The following is a 15,426-nucleotide window of genomic DNA, read 5'->3' on the forward strand; positions in this document are numbered from 1 at the left end:
TGTTTGCTTGAAAACCTACTGCCCCTTCTGCTGCAACTTTCTCGCTTTTTTACGCTGCGCTTTTTGTTCTTTACGACGACGTCTAAAAAATGTCTGTAACTGAATACGGCACTCATCTTCTAGTAAGCCATATTCAACATCCGCATAGTGATAAGCCGCTTGGTGCTCAAATAGATTTAACACACTTCCTGCTGCCCCTGCTTTGAGATCGCGCGCCCCAAATACGATTCGTTTAACTCGACTGTGTAGAAGTGCACCTGCGCACATCGGGCATGGTTCTAAAGTGACGTAAAGCGTCGTGTCCAACAAACGGTAGTTCTGCAAGGCTTGCCCCGCTTTACGTAGAGTCTGCATTTCAGCGTGAGCCGTCGCATCATGCTCACCGATGGATTGATTCCACCCCTCCGCAATCACTTCGCCCTCTTTTACCAATACAGCGCCAACAGGCACTTCACCTTCAGCTTCTGCTCTTTCGGCCAGCTTAAGTGCCAAGCGCATAAAATGATGATCTTGTTCAGAAAATTTCGGGGCTTCTTGCTCAGTAGACACTATGTTTGCTCGCAGCATTAATTTGGGGGATGGATTATAGCGTTTCAAATCGAGTATAACAAAACGCCCAGCGTTTTAAGCTGGGCGTTGTGAATAGAGAGCTCGGTAAGATTAAAAACCTAACGGCAAACCAAAGGTAAAGAAACCAATCAATACTGCCGACCACAGAGTCAAGAAAGCAACAGAGTAAGGCACCATAATGGCAATTACATCACCAAATGTCAGCTCAGGTTTGTACTTACGCATAAAGGCCAGTACCACACCCGCATAGCTCATCATTGGAGTAATGATGTTGGTTGAAGAGTCAGCAACACGGTAAGCCGCGGTGACTAAGTCTGGCGTCATGTTCGGGTTAACCTGATAAAGCATAGGAACGAAAATTGGACCAAGCAGCATCCACTTTGATGTTAGACCACCAACGAACAAGTTAATCACAGCAGTAGTTAGAATAAAGCCAAGCAGCATTAACGCAGGGAACTGTTGCAGACCCAGTGACTGTAAGAAAGTCGCGCCTAAGTAAGTCACGTAAGTGCCTAAGCCTGAGTAGCTAAGTAGCGCCAAAAAGTTGTAACAGAAGAAGGTCAGTACTAACACATAACCCATGGTGTTCATCTGCTTAACCATGGCGCTTACAACGTCTTGCAGCTTCTTGAACTTGCCTGTTGCCACACCAAAACAAAGACCAACAACCGCAAACACTAAAGAGATAAGAAGGATGATGTTATCTAGGTAAGGGGTTACCTCTTTTCCTGCGTCATTGGTATAAGTCGCTAATGGGCCAATCGCCAAGCCATAGATCGCTGCTAAAGTCGCTACTAGGCCAACACCAGCCCAACGCAGACCTTTTTGCTCTTGCTTGGTAAGTTCAAACTCATCAAAGTTTACTTCTTCAGGCAGTTGATAAGACATCTTTTCCAGACGAGGAGTGATAAAGCGTTTGGTCACCCACGCACCAACCACAGCAAGCAAGAAGGTGGACACCAAAACGAAGAAGTAGTGCATGGTAGCTGGGTTAAGTTCTTCACCGTTACGACCAACGAACGGGATGTTTTGAGATTCAGCAAAGATCTTAGCATTCACGCCTAAAACAACATCAACTGGGGTCGCTGGCAGCAAGTTAGCACTAAAGCCTGCCGATACACCCGCAAATGCCGCTGCCATACCGATTAATGGGTTTTTGCCTAGTCCAGCGTAAAGAAGACCAGCAAGAGGAATCAGCACTAAGTAGCCTGCATCCGCCGCAATAGAACTCATGATACCAAGGAAGACAACCAACAGTGGAAGTAAGCGGTCACTAATCTTTAGACCTACTTTCTTGATGACTGCGGTTAAAAGTCCAGAGTTCTCAGCAATGCCAACACCTAGCATTACAATCAAGATAACGCCAAGTACGCCATGACCAAACGCTAGCCAGTTTTGCAATAGCGCGTTCTCAAACATCCAGCGGAAGTTTTCCGCCGCTAACATGTTCTTAATCGAGAACTCAACGGCTTCCCCGCCCTTGCCCATGGTTTCAAAGCTCACGCCATCCATTAATCCGGTAACAACCAGAGAAAACGCAAACAAGAACATAAAAATAATCACTGGATCTGGGATTTTCTTACCCGCTCTTTCGATGAACCCGATAACCCCTGAAGGCTTTGCTTCAGACGCTGCAATTTCACTCATAAATGACATCCTAAACTTTTAACTGAGTCACATTTAATAAATTGGTCGGGCACATTATCAAACAGAATATAGGGTGTAAAACCACGCTTAGAAGTGTGAGCAAAATAAAAAACCATAGTGAATGCTTATCACAAGACAATAGGCCAACAGGCCCAATGCAGATCTACCATTAATGTTACCCAAAAGCACTTAGGTAGAATTAACAACCAATAAAAATTAATTTTTACATTTCAAAAAACCAGGAAACAGACATTTACTGGATTTATATTCCACCACAAAAACAAAAGCCTCGCTAATTAGCGAGGCTTTATCATTGGGTGTTCGGTAGTCAACAATTACATCGTGTAAGTGTAAGGCGCTTGAATACCTAGAGGGATACCTAGCATCCAGTACACAACTAGGAAGATAGACCAACCAATCAGCATTGCGATAGAGAACGGCATCATTAGTGAAGCTAGAGTACCGATACCAGTCGACTTCACGTAGCGCTGACAGTAAACCACAACAAGTGGGAAGAAAACCATCAGAGGAGAGATGATGTTCGAAACAGAGTCACCAACACGGTAAGCCGCTTGAGACAGTTCTGGTGAGATACCAACTGCCATTAGCATTGGAACTAGGATTGGACCAATCAGAGCCCATTTCGCTGAAGCAGAACCAATAAGAAGGTTTACAGACGCTGTCAGAAGAATCATACCGATGATCGTTGCTTCACCTGGTAGATTCATCGCTTTCAAGCCTTCAGCACCGTATAGCGCTAGAAGAGTACCAATGTTTGACTGAGCGAACGCCGATAGGAACTGAGCACAGAAGAACGACATTACGATGTAAGCGCCCATGGTCGACATAGTATCAGCCATCGCTTTGATAATATCGTTACTAGTTTTGAACGTACCCGACACTTTACCGTAAACGTAACCAGGGATGATAAACAGAATGAAGATCAATGGAACAATCGACTTCATAATTGGTGCTGAGAACGCTGTGATTTCACCTTCAGGAGAACGCAGTGCTGATGTTTCTGGGATCAGAGCAACAACCAATAGAGCGATACCCGCAAGCATAGCCCAACCAGCGTAACGGAACGCTTTTGACTCTAGCTCAGTGAATGAACCTAGATCAGGTGCTTTTTCTGCATCTTCATCAACTGGTGTATTAGCTAGGCGAGGTTCAATGATTTTCTCAGTAACATACCAACCAATCGCTACGATGATGACTGAAGAAATACCCGTGAAGAAGATGTTCGCCAGTGGGTTAACTACGTACTCAGGGTCAAGAACTTGTGCTGCGGTTTGCGTGAAACCTGCTAATAGTGGGTCAATACCTGAAGGGATAAAGTTAGCAGAGAAACCACCAGATACACCAGCAAACGCCGCTGCGATACCAGCTAGAGGGTGACGACCAGCTGCGTGGAAAATGATACCACCAAGAGGAATAACCAGTACGTAGCCCGCATCTGCAGCAGTGTGCGATACGATTGCGACAAGGATTAGCATTGGTGTAAGAAGCTTAGCTGGTGTGAAGTTAAGCATTTTCTTAAGGCCAGTTGTAATGAAGCCAGAAGAGTCAGCAACACCAACACCTAGCATCGCTACAAGCACGATACCTAGTGGTGCAAAACCAGTAAAGGTAGTAACCATGTTCGCTAGAAAGCTTGCTAGAGATTCGCCAGTCAGAAGGTTGTTGATTGCAAGCGCTTCACCCGAACGTGGATTAATAAGGTCGAACGTGAAGTTAGAAAGAAGGGCAGATGCACCCCATGTAATGATCAGTGCCCAAAAGAACAGGATGGCAGGATCTGGGATCTTGTTACCCGCTCGTTCAATAAAGTTTAGGAAGCGGTCCATACCACTAGGCTTTGGTGACGGAGCTTTATTAATTGCTTGGTTACTCATGGTAACTCCATATGTGATGTTGTTGCGGTAGACCTTTATGCATTTATTATGTCGGTCTATTTTTCACCATGTATTTTAGTGAATCCACTCTAATAAAGCACAACAATCTAGAGGTTTTTCCATAATTGGAGACATATTTTGCAAAAACGCCATCTACGTGCAACAAACTACAAACACAAACTCCCGAGATTAATAAACAATAATGAAACTAAAATGCAAAATATAACGTATGCAGGTTAGTAAAATAGATCTACCAATTCACAATATGAATCTATCTGCTTATAAATTCACCATCCCTAGCAATCATAGTAGTAAGAGTTAACTGCTGAAGTTCTCCCAGACGATCTTGCCAGTGTGCGCTAATCGTTATCTGTTTAAGTGAAGAAGAGAGCGCAGCAGATGGCGTGCTAATTTGCCAACTAAGCTGATAAGGAGGAAGAGAGTCAGAGCCACTGCTTATCAAATCGAAATCTGCCACCGCGACGCTTGACTGACTTGGGTCTGCTCCTCGGGTACGAAACCATTCCAGCTTGTTTTCAATTAGGTTTAATCCTTCAATACTCTTAACCGCGAAATCACTCCTTTGCTCGGTGTAAACCTGTAACTTAATCAAAGCCAGACTCGCAATACCGATCAGCAACAAGGCAATTAACACCTCCAATAGAGTAAAACCTCGCCGACTATTGCCCATACCAGCCTCCGGGATACCAAGCAAATACTTTACGCCCCTGAATAGGGTTATTCGCTGCTGAGTAATCTAAGTCATAGGAGCCTTTTAGTACCACTTCCCCACCCGGCGCATCAAAGTGCAACCCACCTTTGGGATGAAATGAACCGTTATCAAAATAGACGGTATGACTACCCAGCCAAGCCTGAATAGAACTATTAAAACTGACTGCATTCCAATAATCATTCAGGCTCGACACGCTGAAGTCTAATGACGACATGTCCACTAAGTGATAGAAAGATCCGGCAAATACATTTGAACCTGTCGAAGAGAAAATACCATTCTCTACCACAAGTGATGAAGGCCAAGCAATGTTCAAAGGAGTGGTGATGATACAGTGCCCTTCTATCCATAGCTTGTTATTGGTCGATGTTAAGTGGCTATTAATCACATCAGCGCAGTTGTGGCCGTCAGAAACAGTCGCTAACGAGATCACCTGATATTGCAGCTTGGCGCGCGCAATGTTTTCAGCGTTTTTAGTCATATTAAAGTAATTCTGAAACGTATTAAGCTGCGAGTCTTGCTGGTAATCGTTTTTAAACAAATTGCCAGTTTCAGAGGTGTTTTGATTGCTAGAAAGAGAGGTTTTGTACTCTGGTACGCACTTGCCATTAAAACCTGAATAGGGTCCGTTAACCATAGGCTCGCTGGTCGACAATGTTCCTGTGCTTCCCCCGGTTTCATACACCACTTTAGAGAGATACCTCACCGCCACGCAGTCATAAAAACCATCTGATCGAGCCTCTCTTGGCGCATCTGGAGCAATATCGATGCTCCCAATCAAACGTAAATCCGCTGTCGATTGAATCGCGCCCATACCACTCACCTCACTGTGATGAAAACGGCGATTAATTCGATAGTTTTCACTATTGGCGTGTACTAGGTAGTTGTCTTCGTTGAGCGGCTCAATATAAAGCGCTTCTAGTTGCAAGGTTTCTTTACATACATCATTGAGCAAGGTGTTGGAGGCAGAAGAAAGCGCGTTAAGCTGATCCGGAAATGCATTTACATAAGCGTAGGCGCATTCTACACCCGCTTCAGATTGCCAGTGAGCCTGCCTAACCTTCACTTCGTTTTGTGCTCGTTTGATCTGATAAAACAGAACTTTGTAGCTAGTTAACCCGACTAACAAAGCCGTGACCAAAACAACGCTGGTAATAAGTAGAGTCGCAAACCCTCTTTCAATGGTGCGCCTCATTGCCAGTTCCTAAGTAGCGCAGTGAGATTGGCTTGATAAGTTATCTCTGTGTCAGTAACTAGGTGGGCGTGGATTGATATGGTCACCATTCGCGTCTCCGCCTCGCCACCTTTGACCACTTCTTTATTGAGCGAAAATTCTGTCACAGATATTTGTTTAGGATTAAACAAATTAAAACAGTAACCTCTGCCCCCAGATGAAGAAGCTGAGGAAATAGAGAGCGGGCTTGCTGTGTGCTTTTCGCACAGCTTGAGTGAATCTCCTAACTCTACGGTTTCTGACTCTTCACGTTTATAGACAATATTACGAAACGAGGTGCTCCCCACAGAAGCGATGCGGTAAACATAGCCAAGTACCCCTAACTCATTGTCGATATAAAGATGAGAAGTCGCCCCAGACAACTGGGCAGGGATAGCTGCAACGCCATCAAAACCTGCTCGGTGAATGTCCTCTTTTATTTGCAATAGGGTACTCGATAGGTTTTGCGCAAGCAGCAATTGCTTTCCTCGCTCGGTGGCGAGCTTTTGTCCGCTAGTAAATACCGTTCCGATAACCCCAATCGCCATAACTCCCATGATCGAAGCGATCAGGAGCTCGACTAGACTTGCCCCACGTTGACGACAATTACGCACAGTTGGGAAAACCATAACTACTTACACTTAGCGCGCAGAGCATGATTCGGTTACCCGCGTAGGAACTTTTTACAATCAGCGCTTGGCTAGCGTGACCTTTGGGGTAGAAACTCAAGCTACCATCTTTAATTCGACCGCGCAAACCATCGAATTTGATTCTATCCGCGGAATAAGTCCAATCGAGCTGTAAGTCTTTAAATGAAGTGCCCTGTAAAAATAGAATTTTGTTGCCCTCTCCTCTGGTGACTGAATCTGTCAGTGTCACCGTCCAGTCTTTGGCTAAAACTGGCGAAGAAGTGAAGGTAAAATGCGCCCATAAATCGCGGTTTCTCCAAATCGCTTCAGAACGGGCTTGGTTTAAAAAACCATTTAGCTCGTTGGCTGCTCTGAGCATTTGACTATTGAGATGGAGATTATGAAAACTGGGTACAGCGACTGAAAGTATTGCAGCCAACACCAGCACCGTGATTAATAGCTCTAACAGAGTAAACCCGCGAGACATTTCCCAAATTCCTATGCAAAGTCAAATGTAAAGAAGTTTCCAACTTGAAGACATGCTAGCAGCTTAGAAAAATAGGCGAACAGCCTGATAGGAAGCCTTCGAAATGATTCGAAAAAAGTTATGTAATTCAAGAAAATATCGAGTAAAAGCAATGACACTTGTCGAACTGATGCTCGCTTTAGCCATTATCTCAATAGTCGCGGCAATCGCATATCCAAGCTATCAAAGTCACTTACTCAGGGCACATCGGACTGCTGCACTGACGGATTTAGCCAAGATTCAAATCGAACTCGAACAGCACTATTCAGGGAGTTACCAATCGGCAGCGACATCGGTGTTATCTGGAGGGGTGTGTAGTTTCTGCACCGTAGATAGTGAGCATTTCACTGTGTCTATTTCTGCCACAGCATCTGCATATACTATCAAGGCAGAACCTATCGGCGGGCAGTTAAAGGATCAGTGTTCCGACAATCACTATAGCCAACTGACCATCAATCAAACAGGTGAAATGACGCCACCCAATTGTTGGCAATAAAAAAGCCTGCTGAGAAGCAGGCTTTCTAAATCTTAGTGCTAAAGTTAGCTAGTTAGGTCATCAAAGAACTTCTTCACACCGTTGAAGAAGCCTTCCGATTTAGGCTTATGTTTCGTTGCCGCTTCACCACCACAAGACTCTTCAAATTCTTTTAGCAGATCTTTCTGACGCGAGCTAAGGTTTACTGGCGTTTCGACAACTAGTTTAACAATCAGATCGCCAACACCACCGCCACGAACACCTTTGACACCTTTACCACGCATACGGAACATGCGACCAGTTTGGGTCTCAGTTGGAACTTTAAGGTTTACACGACCATCAAGTGTTGGCACTTCAACTTCACCACCTAGTGCTGCCATAGCAAAGCTCACAGGTACTTCACAGTAAAGGTTGTTGCCATCACGCTCAAAGATATGGTGCTCTTTGACATGAACTTGAACATACAGATCACCCGCAGGAGCACCATGCTCTCCCGCTTCACCCTCACCAGAAAGACGAATACGATCGCCCGTATCTACACCAGCTGGGATCTTAACGTTAAGGGTCTTAGTCTTCTGCTTACGACCTTGTCCATGACATACATTACATGGGTCTTTAATGATCTTGCCTTTACCATGACAAGTAGGACAGGTTTGCTGAACCGCAAAGAAACCTTGACGCATCTGAACCTGACCATGGCCATGACAGGTACCACAAGTTTCCGCAGAAGTGCCTTTCTTAGCACCGCTACCTTCACAGCTGTCACAGTGAACCAATGTTGGAACTTCAATCTCTTTAGATACACCACGAACTGCTTCTTCAAGTGACAGTTCCATGTTGTAACGAAGGTCAGCACCGCGCTGAGCACGATGACCACCGCCACCACGACGACCGCCACCGAAGATATCACCGAACACATCACCAAAGATGTCGCCGAAATCAGCACCGCCGCCACCAAAGCCGCCGCCGCCCATACCGCCTTGTTCAAAAGCAGCATGACCGTATTGGTCATAAGCAGCTTTCTTTTGCGGATCGAGAAGAATTTCGTACGCTTCTTTTACTTCTTTAAACTTTTCTGCTGCGCTTTCATCACCCTGGTTACGGTCTGGGTGGAATTTCATCGCTAGGCGCTTGTAGGCCTTTTTAATATCACGCTCTGATGCATCGCGGCTTACGCCTAATACTTCGTAAAAATCACGTTTTGACATGTTCTTCATCACCAATGTAGTACTGCAAACGGAGGATGGTTATCACACCGCTTGGTGTTTGTATCATTCTAGATAAAGATTCGAGATTCGAGATTCGAGATTCGAGATTCGAGATTCGAGATTCGAGATTCGAGATTCGAGATTCGAGATTCGAGATTCGAGATTCGAGAACCATTATCTAGACTGACATCTTAGTTACAAACATACGGGCGTATGAGTTTCCTCAAACGCCCGCAAGAAATTAAATTAAGTATGTCGAATCAAGAATTACTTCTTGCCGTCTTCCTTAACTTCTTCAAACTCAGCATCAACTACGTCATCTTGTTGAGGCTGTGCTTGTTCTGCACCAGCTTCAGCGCCTTGCTGTGCTTGAGCTTGCTGTTGAGCGATTTCCATTAGCTTTTGAGCTGCTGCCATAAGTGCTTGAACTTTAGCGTCGATCGCTTCTTTGTCTTCGCCCTTACGTGCTTCTTCTAGCTCAGAGATAGCTGCTTCAATCTTCTCTTTCTCGTCAGCTGGAAGTGCATCACCTGCTTCTTCCACTTGCTTACGAGTACCGTGAATCATTTGGTCAGCTTGGTTACGTGCAGTAGCTAGCTCTTCGAACTTCTTGTCCGCTTCTTTGTTAGCTTCTGCTTCTTGTACCATTTTCTCGATATCTTCGTCGCTTAGACCGCCAGAAGCTTGGATAGTGATCTTCTGTTCTTTACCAGTCGACTTATCTTTCGCAGATACGTGTAGGATACCGTCCGCATCTAGGTCGAAAGTTACTTCGATTTGAGGCATACCACGTGGTGCTGGCTGAATACCTTCTAGGTTGAATTGACCTAGAGACTTGTTGTACATCGCCTGCTTACGCTCACCTTGAAGAACATGGATAGTTACCGCGTTCTGGTTATCTTCTGCTGTAGAGAAAACTTGGTTCGCTTTCGTTGGGATAGTTGTGTTCTTCTCAACTAGCTTAGTCATTACGCCGCCCATTGTCTCGATACCTAGAGACAGAGGAGTAACGTCTAGTAGAAGTACGTCTTTAACATCACCAGCAAGTACACCACCTTGAACTGCAGCACCCATTGCTACTGCTTCATCAGGGTTCACGTCTTTACGAGCTTCTTTACCGAAGAACTCAGCAACTTTCGCTTGAACCATTGGCATACGAGTCTGACCACCAACTAGGATAACGTCAGTAATGTCGTTTACAGATAGGTCTGCGTCAGCAAGAGCAACTTTCAGAGGCTCAAGAGAACGTTGAACTAGGTCTTCAACTAGAGATTCTAGTTTCGCACGAGTCACTTTAACGTTCATGTGCTTAGGACCAGTCGCATCTGCAGTCACGTAAGGTAGGTTTACGTCTGTTTGAGAAGTAGAAGAAAGCTCAATTTTCGCTTTTTCTGCTGCTTCTTTAACACGCTGCATTGCTAGAGGATCGTTCTTAAGATCGATACCTTGCTCTTTCTTGAACTCTTCAACTAGGTAGTTGATCATGCGGTTATCGAAGTCTTCACCACCTAAGTGAGTGTCACCGTTAGTTGCTAGTACTTCGAATGTTTTCTCGCCTTCAACTTCGTCAATCTCGATGATAGAGATATCGAAAGTACCACCACCAAGGTCGTATACAGCGATAGTGCGGTCACCGCCTTGCTTGTCTAGACCGTATGCTAGAGCAGCTGCTGTTGGTTCGTTGATGATACGTTTAACTTCTAGACCTGCGATACGGCCAGCATCTTTAGTTGCTTGACGCTGAGCATCGTTAAAGTAAGCAGGCACTGTGATAACTGCGCCAGTTACTTCCTCACCTAGGAAGTCTTCTGCAGTTTTCTTCATTTTCTTTAGGATTTCAGCAGAAACCTGAGGAGCTGCCATTTTCTGACCTTGCGCTTCTACCCAAGCATCACCGTTGTCAGCCTTAACGATTTTGTAAGGCATGATTTCGATGTCGCGCTGAACTTCTTCGTCTTCGAAACGACGACCAATAAGACGCTTAATTGCAAATAGCGTGTTAGTTGGGTTAGTAACTGCTTGACGTTTTGCAGGTTGACCTACTAGCGTTTCACCGTCTGTGTAACCAATTACCGATGCAGTGGTGCGCTCACCCTCTGCGTTTTCAATTACACGTGGTTTGTCGCCGTCTAGTACAGCAACACATGAGTTAGTAGTACCTAAGTCAATACCAATGATTTTACCCATCAGGCTATCTCCGAATAAATTTCTATTTTCGTTTTGCTATATCCCCTATGTGGGGATGGAGAATCGGGTTTCAACCCTTGCTCACAAACAAAAATAATGATGTTTGCTTCTCTATGCCCAATAGATAAGGGCGCCAAATGGCTTTTCAAGGGACGAAGTGAAAAAAAGTTAAAAAAGATTTGGAGAGCTGGAGAGCTGGAGAGCTGGAGAGCTGGAGAGCTGGAGAGCTGGAGAGCTGGAGAGCTGGAGAGCTGGAGAGCTGGAGAGCTGGAGAGCTGGAGAGCTGGAGAGCTGGATTATTGTCTCACCCAGAGAACAAGTGTCGTCAACTAATATTAAACTTGCTGATTTTCTTCATACTATTTTCATGCGATAAAGCGCTCATCAAGGTTTAGGATGTTTGATTTCTTCAGTGTTCAGAATGAAATATCAAAATTTAAATGTATGGCAAATCAGTTTTGAGCTATGTAAGCAAGTCTACCCAAAAGTTAATCACATAAACGATTACTCGTTTCGAGACCAAATAAGACGCTCTTGTATCTCTATATCAAGTAACATTGCCGAAGGGATGGAAAGAGAAAGTAATAAAGAAACGGCATACTTTTTAAGTGTCGCGAAAGGATCTACGGGAGAATTGAACACTCAACTTCTACTTGCTGCGGAGTTTGGTTACATATCCTTAAGTGACCGAGACAAATTATGCGAACAGTGCCATCGTATCGCAAAGATCCTTGCAGCTCTAATAAGAAAGTTTCGTACCTAACAGCTCCCAGCTGAGTAGTTTTCTCGTTATCTAGCTTTCCAGTTATCCCCTAAACAAAAAAGCGAACCCTAAGGCTCGCTTTCAAATTCCGACACTTTAATGATTAAGCATTTGCTTGAGCGGGTTTCGCTTCTACTTCTGCTTCTTCTTTGCCGATTTCACCTTCTGTTTTTGCAACGATAGTGTTTACAGCGGTATCGCCTACTACGTTAGAAGATGTACAGAACATATCGTTGATACGGTCAACAGCTGCGATGATTGCAAGACCTTCTGGTGGAAGACCTAGTTGGTGAAGAAGAACACCGACCATTACAACGCCGCCGCCTGGAACACCACCAGCACCGATAGATAGAAGCAGGATAGTAAGACCTAGAGTGAACACATCAGCAGTGTTGATTGGCTGACCAAATGCGTTTGCAACGAAGATAGTCGCTAGTGCGATGTAGATAGACACACCAGACATGTTCATGGTTGCACCTAGTGGTACACCAAAACCTGCTACTGATTTTGAAACGTGTAGTTTCTCAGTCAGAGTGCGCATTGTTACAGGGATCGTCGCGTTCGAGCTTGCTGTAGATAGAGAGAATAAGATCTGCTCACGAGTTGCACGTAGGAACGTCTTTGGAGAAGTACCTGTCGCAATGCCTACTGCCATTGGGTAGAAGAAGAAGATCCAGAACACTAGCATTGCCACAACAAGCGCTACATAGCCTGCTACAGACATTAGCGTGTTCGCGTCTAGCGTTGCACCTAGTTGAATCATCAGCGCAAATACGCCGTATGGAGCAAGGCTCATTACAAGACCAACCAGCTTCATCATGATTTCGTTAGCCATCTTGAATGTGCGAATAGCCGGACCACCGCGTGAATCAAGAGCTTGAATAGCAAGACCTGTCAGGATTGCCATGAAGATGATTTGTAGCATGTCACCATTAGCAAACGCTTGAACAGGGTTGCTTGGTACAATGTTAACTACTAGTGAGAAGATATCAGGTGTTTCAGTTGTTGTGAGTTTAACCGTTTCTGAAATCGTACCTGCTAGGTTCGCGTCAGCACCTGGTTGGAAAATCATACCAACGGTAAGCGCCGCAGTAATCGCGATGATGGTGTTAATAATGTATAGAGCAAAGGTTTTACCACCAAGACGACCAAAGGCAGTGATGTCTTTCAGGTCAACAATACCACATACGATTGAAACGTATACCAAAGGTACAACAAGTAACTTGATCAGTGATACGAACATACCGCCCGCGCCTTCAGCAGCGCCTAGAAGGTAAGTATCAAAGATTGCAATCCCGCTAAATAAGTACTGGATCGCAGTACCGATCAGTAGACCAGCAAACAAGCCTACAAATATCTTGCTTGAAAGCGATTTATCCATCATTCATCTCCAGAATGTTGTGTTTTTAATTTATGGTTTTATAGTTTATTCCGCCAGTTTTCCCGACAGAGTTCGCACATAATACACACAAAGGTTACAAAATAAAGACTTTGTTTACGATAATGTTACAAGTTTCAAATCAGAAATTAATTTTCGGTTAAACTTCATGCTAAGAATAATTCACCAAATCAATTATTTATTGAGAAATAACACAACTGGTCTGAGAGGATAAAAAAAGAGAGGCCTAAGCCTCTCCTCTGTTTAAAACACGTTAAGTGTGAAAATTATTTAGCAACCATTACCATTGCAGGGCGAATCACGCGACCGTTAAGCTCGTAACCTTTCTGCATAACAAACATAACCGTATTAGCTTCGTAGTCTGGGCTCTCTTGGATAGACATCGCTTGGTGCATTTCTGGGTTAAACACTTCACCTTCAGGGTTGATCTCTTTTAGACCAAACTTAGAAACCGTATCTACAAACGTTTTGTGCGTCAGTTCCACACCTTCAAGCAGTGGCTTAACCACTTCGTTTTCAGTGTCAGCGGCTTGAATTGCTCGCTCTAAGTTATCGATAACTGGCAACAGCTCTTCCGCAAACTTGTTTAGAGCGTATTTACGCGCTTTATCGATCTCAGTTTCAGTGCGGCGACGCATGTTTTCAACTTCAGCCTTCGCACGTAGCACACTATCTTGCTGTTCCTGAACTTTCGCTTCACTTGTTAGTAGCGCTGCTTCTAGTTGAGCAATCTTAGCGTCTTTCTCATCACCAATTTCTTCAAGCTCTGCTTCCGCTTCTTGAGCAGCTGCTTCTACTTTCTCTGCTTCTTCGATGATTTGATCCAGCTCTTCTTCTGTAACTTTGTTTTCTTCGTTGCTCATGATATCTCCAGAATTCAACTTTATTGGTTCCCAACACATCACGTTTATCGTATTGGGATACACAAAAATTCGCATAAATAGCTAACTTGCCATTATTATGGGGATGAAGATTGTCGAATCAAGCCTATTTGGTGCGGAAAACCTATGAAAAAACCTTTTGAAGTGATCGCCATCATTGGTAAACCAAGAGATCAGCAAGCTATAGCGACTCATAGAGAGCTGTATACCTGGCTTCAAAGCGAAGGTTATAAAGTGTATATCGACGATCGATTGAGTGAAATCTTAGATGATATTCCTAGTGACGATTTCGCTAGCCTGATTCAACTTGGGCGTATTGCCGACTTAGCGATCGTCGTCGGTGGTGATGGCAACATGCTAGGCGCTGCTCGTGTTCTTTCTCGCTTTGATATTTCTGTCATAGGTGTAAACAGAGGTAATCTAGGTTTCCTTACTGACTTAAACCCAGAAGATTTCCAAACAGCCTTATCAGCCGTACTGAACGGCGAGTTCATCGAAGAAGAACGCTTTTTACTCGAAGCAGAAGTGCATCGACATGGGCAGGTAAAAAGCCACAATGCCGCGCTTAACGAAGCGGTACTTCACCCTGGGCAAGTCGCCCATATGATTGAGTTCGAAGTTTACATCGATGATAGCTTCGCATTCTCTTTGCGTGCGGATGGCCTGATTGTATCTACGCCAACCGGCTCAACCGCCTACTCACTCTCTGGTGGCGGCCCGATTCTGTCACCGAGTTTAAATGCCATTTCACTGGTGCCTATGTTCCCGCATACCCTTTCTAGCCGCCCACTTGTGGTCGATAGCGCGCGCCATATTAAGCTTGTCGTTTCACCAGATAACCGCGGAATGCAAGAAGTTGGCTGTGACGGCCAAGTATCACTGCCAGTCTCACCGGGGGATGAAGTCCACATCTACCAGAGCCCGAATGTGCTTAAGCTGATCCACCCGAAAGATTACAGCTACTACCATGTATTGAGAAACAAGTTGGGCTGGTCGAGTCGGTTGTTTTAAGAGCTGGAGAGCTGGAGAGCTGGAGAGCTGGAGAGCTGGAGAGCTGGAGAGCTGGAGAGCTGGAGAGCTGGAGAGCTGGAGAGCTGGAGAAGTTTTGAAGGGTTGGCGTACTACGTCAATCCTTTTTAGTTTTGGCGCACTTTTCTAAAGAAGCGGGATGCGGAAACGGACTTCGTCCTACGGATAACTGGATAACTGGATAACTGGATAACTGGATAACTGGATAACTGGATAACTGGATAACTGGATAACTGGATAACTGGATAACTGGATAACTGGATAACTGGATAAC

Annotated in this window: 15 protein-coding genes; 4 read left to right on the top strand and 11 right to left on the bottom strand. The window is 44.7% G+C overall.

All coding sequences use genetic code 11. The features are described from left to right. Positions 1 to 15: 15 nt before the first annotated feature. The 7 genes from tadA to AC5O63_RS18635 all read right to left on the bottom strand — a co-directional run bounded on the left by tadA (position 16) and on the right by AC5O63_RS18635 (position 7,171). Positions 16 to 549, bottom strand: a complete 534-nt coding sequence (gene tadA, locus AC5O63_RS18605) for a tRNA adenosine(34) deaminase TadA (RefSeq protein ID WP_494505876.1) — start codon at positions 547 to 549, stop codon at positions 16 to 18. A gap of 111 nt (positions 550 to 660) precedes the next feature. Further along, positions 661 to 2,217 carry an AbgT family transporter gene (locus AC5O63_RS18610; RefSeq protein WP_494505877.1) on the bottom strand — a complete coding sequence of 519 codons (1,557 nt, stop codon included), beginning with the start codon at positions 2,215 to 2,217 and terminating at the stop codon, positions 661 to 663. A 335-nt stretch (positions 2,218 to 2,552) separates the two neighbouring features. Then, positions 2,553 to 4,112, bottom strand: a complete 1,560-nt coding sequence (locus AC5O63_RS18615; protein ID WP_272786550.1) for an AbgT family transporter — start codon at positions 4,110 to 4,112, stop codon at positions 2,553 to 2,555. A gap of 271 nt (positions 4,113 to 4,383) precedes the next feature. Next, the gene (locus AC5O63_RS18620) at positions 4,384 to 4,803 is read right to left on the bottom strand and encodes a prepilin-type N-terminal cleavage/methylation domain-containing protein (protein ID WP_486794482.1); all 420 of its coding nucleotides are present in this window, start codon (positions 4,801 to 4,803) and stop codon (positions 4,384 to 4,386) included. Beyond that, positions 4,793 to 6,037 carry a hypothetical protein gene (locus tag AC5O63_RS18625; RefSeq protein ID WP_494505878.1) on the bottom strand — a complete coding sequence of 415 codons (1,245 nt, stop codon included), beginning with the start codon at positions 6,035 to 6,037 and terminating at the stop codon, positions 4,793 to 4,795. Before AC5O63_RS18625 ends, AC5O63_RS18620 begins: the two co-directional genes overlap by 11 nt. After that, the gene (locus AC5O63_RS18630; RefSeq protein ID WP_494505879.1) at positions 6,034 to 6,684 is read right to left on the bottom strand and encodes a PilW family protein; all 651 of its coding nucleotides are present in this window, start codon (positions 6,682 to 6,684) and stop codon (positions 6,034 to 6,036) included. The genes AC5O63_RS18625 and AC5O63_RS18630 overlap by 4 nt, the downstream gene beginning before the upstream one ends. Continuing rightward, complete coding sequence (locus tag AC5O63_RS18635) at positions 6,662 to 7,171, bottom strand: GspH/FimT family pseudopilin (protein ID WP_494505880.1); 510 nt, start codon at positions 7,169 to 7,171, stop codon at positions 6,662 to 6,664. The genes AC5O63_RS18630 and AC5O63_RS18635 overlap by 23 nt, the downstream gene beginning before the upstream one ends. Positions 7,172 to 7,274: 103 nt before the next feature. Here AC5O63_RS18635 and AC5O63_RS18640 point away from each other — a divergent pair, with 103 nt between their 5' ends. Continuing rightward, on the top strand, positions 7,275 to 7,706 hold the full coding sequence (locus tag AC5O63_RS18640; RefSeq protein WP_494505881.1) for a type IV pilin protein: 432 nt from the start codon (positions 7,275 to 7,277) through the stop codon (positions 7,704 to 7,706). A gap of 44 nt (positions 7,707 to 7,750) precedes the next feature. Here AC5O63_RS18640 and dnaJ read toward each other — a convergent pair whose 3' ends face one another. Together dnaJ and dnaK are read right to left on the bottom strand one after the other, a co-directional pair. Further along, on the bottom strand, positions 7,751 to 8,893 hold the full coding sequence (gene dnaJ / locus AC5O63_RS18645) for a molecular chaperone DnaJ (protein WP_004743230.1): 1,143 nt from the start codon (positions 8,891 to 8,893) through the stop codon (positions 7,751 to 7,753). Positions 8,894 to 9,160: 267 nt separating this feature from the next. After that, positions 9,161 to 11,080 carry a molecular chaperone DnaK gene (gene dnaK, locus AC5O63_RS18650; protein ID WP_004743229.1) on the bottom strand — a complete coding sequence of 640 codons (1,920 nt, stop codon included), beginning with the start codon at positions 11,078 to 11,080 and terminating at the stop codon, positions 9,161 to 9,163. A 96-nt stretch (positions 11,081 to 11,176) separates the two neighbouring features. Between dnaK and AC5O63_RS18655 the strand changes: the two genes are divergently transcribed. Beyond that, positions 11,177 to 11,413, top strand: coding sequence for a hypothetical protein (locus AC5O63_RS18655; RefSeq protein WP_494505882.1), 237 nt, complete (start codon positions 11,177 to 11,179; stop codon positions 11,411 to 11,413). Positions 11,414 to 11,501: 88 nt separating this feature from the next. Beyond that, complete coding sequence (locus tag AC5O63_RS18660) at positions 11,502 to 11,843, top strand: four helix bundle protein (RefSeq protein ID WP_494505883.1); 342 nt, start codon at positions 11,502 to 11,504, stop codon at positions 11,841 to 11,843. Between the two features lie 103 nt (positions 11,844 to 11,946). Here AC5O63_RS18660 and AC5O63_RS18665 read toward each other — a convergent pair whose 3' ends face one another. Next, the gene (locus tag AC5O63_RS18665; RefSeq protein WP_004744364.1) at positions 11,947 to 13,224 is read right to left on the bottom strand and encodes a dicarboxylate/amino acid:cation symporter; all 1,278 of its coding nucleotides are present in this window, start codon (positions 13,222 to 13,224) and stop codon (positions 11,947 to 11,949) included. Between the two features lie 284 nt (positions 13,225 to 13,508). Next, complete coding sequence (gene grpE / locus AC5O63_RS18670; RefSeq protein ID WP_494505884.1) at positions 13,509 to 14,105, bottom strand: nucleotide exchange factor GrpE; 597 nt, start codon at positions 14,103 to 14,105, stop codon at positions 13,509 to 13,511. Positions 14,106 to 14,249: 144 nt separating this feature from the next. Here grpE and nadK point away from each other — a divergent pair, with 144 nt between their 5' ends. Then, on the top strand, positions 14,250 to 15,134 hold the full coding sequence (nadK, locus tag AC5O63_RS18675) for an NAD(+) kinase (protein ID WP_004744366.1): 885 nt from the start codon (positions 14,250 to 14,252) through the stop codon (positions 15,132 to 15,134). The last annotated feature ends 292 nt before the right edge of the window (positions 15,135 to 15,426 follow it).

The sequence above is a fragment of the Vibrio sp. SCP2 genome, from assembly GCF_059295395.1.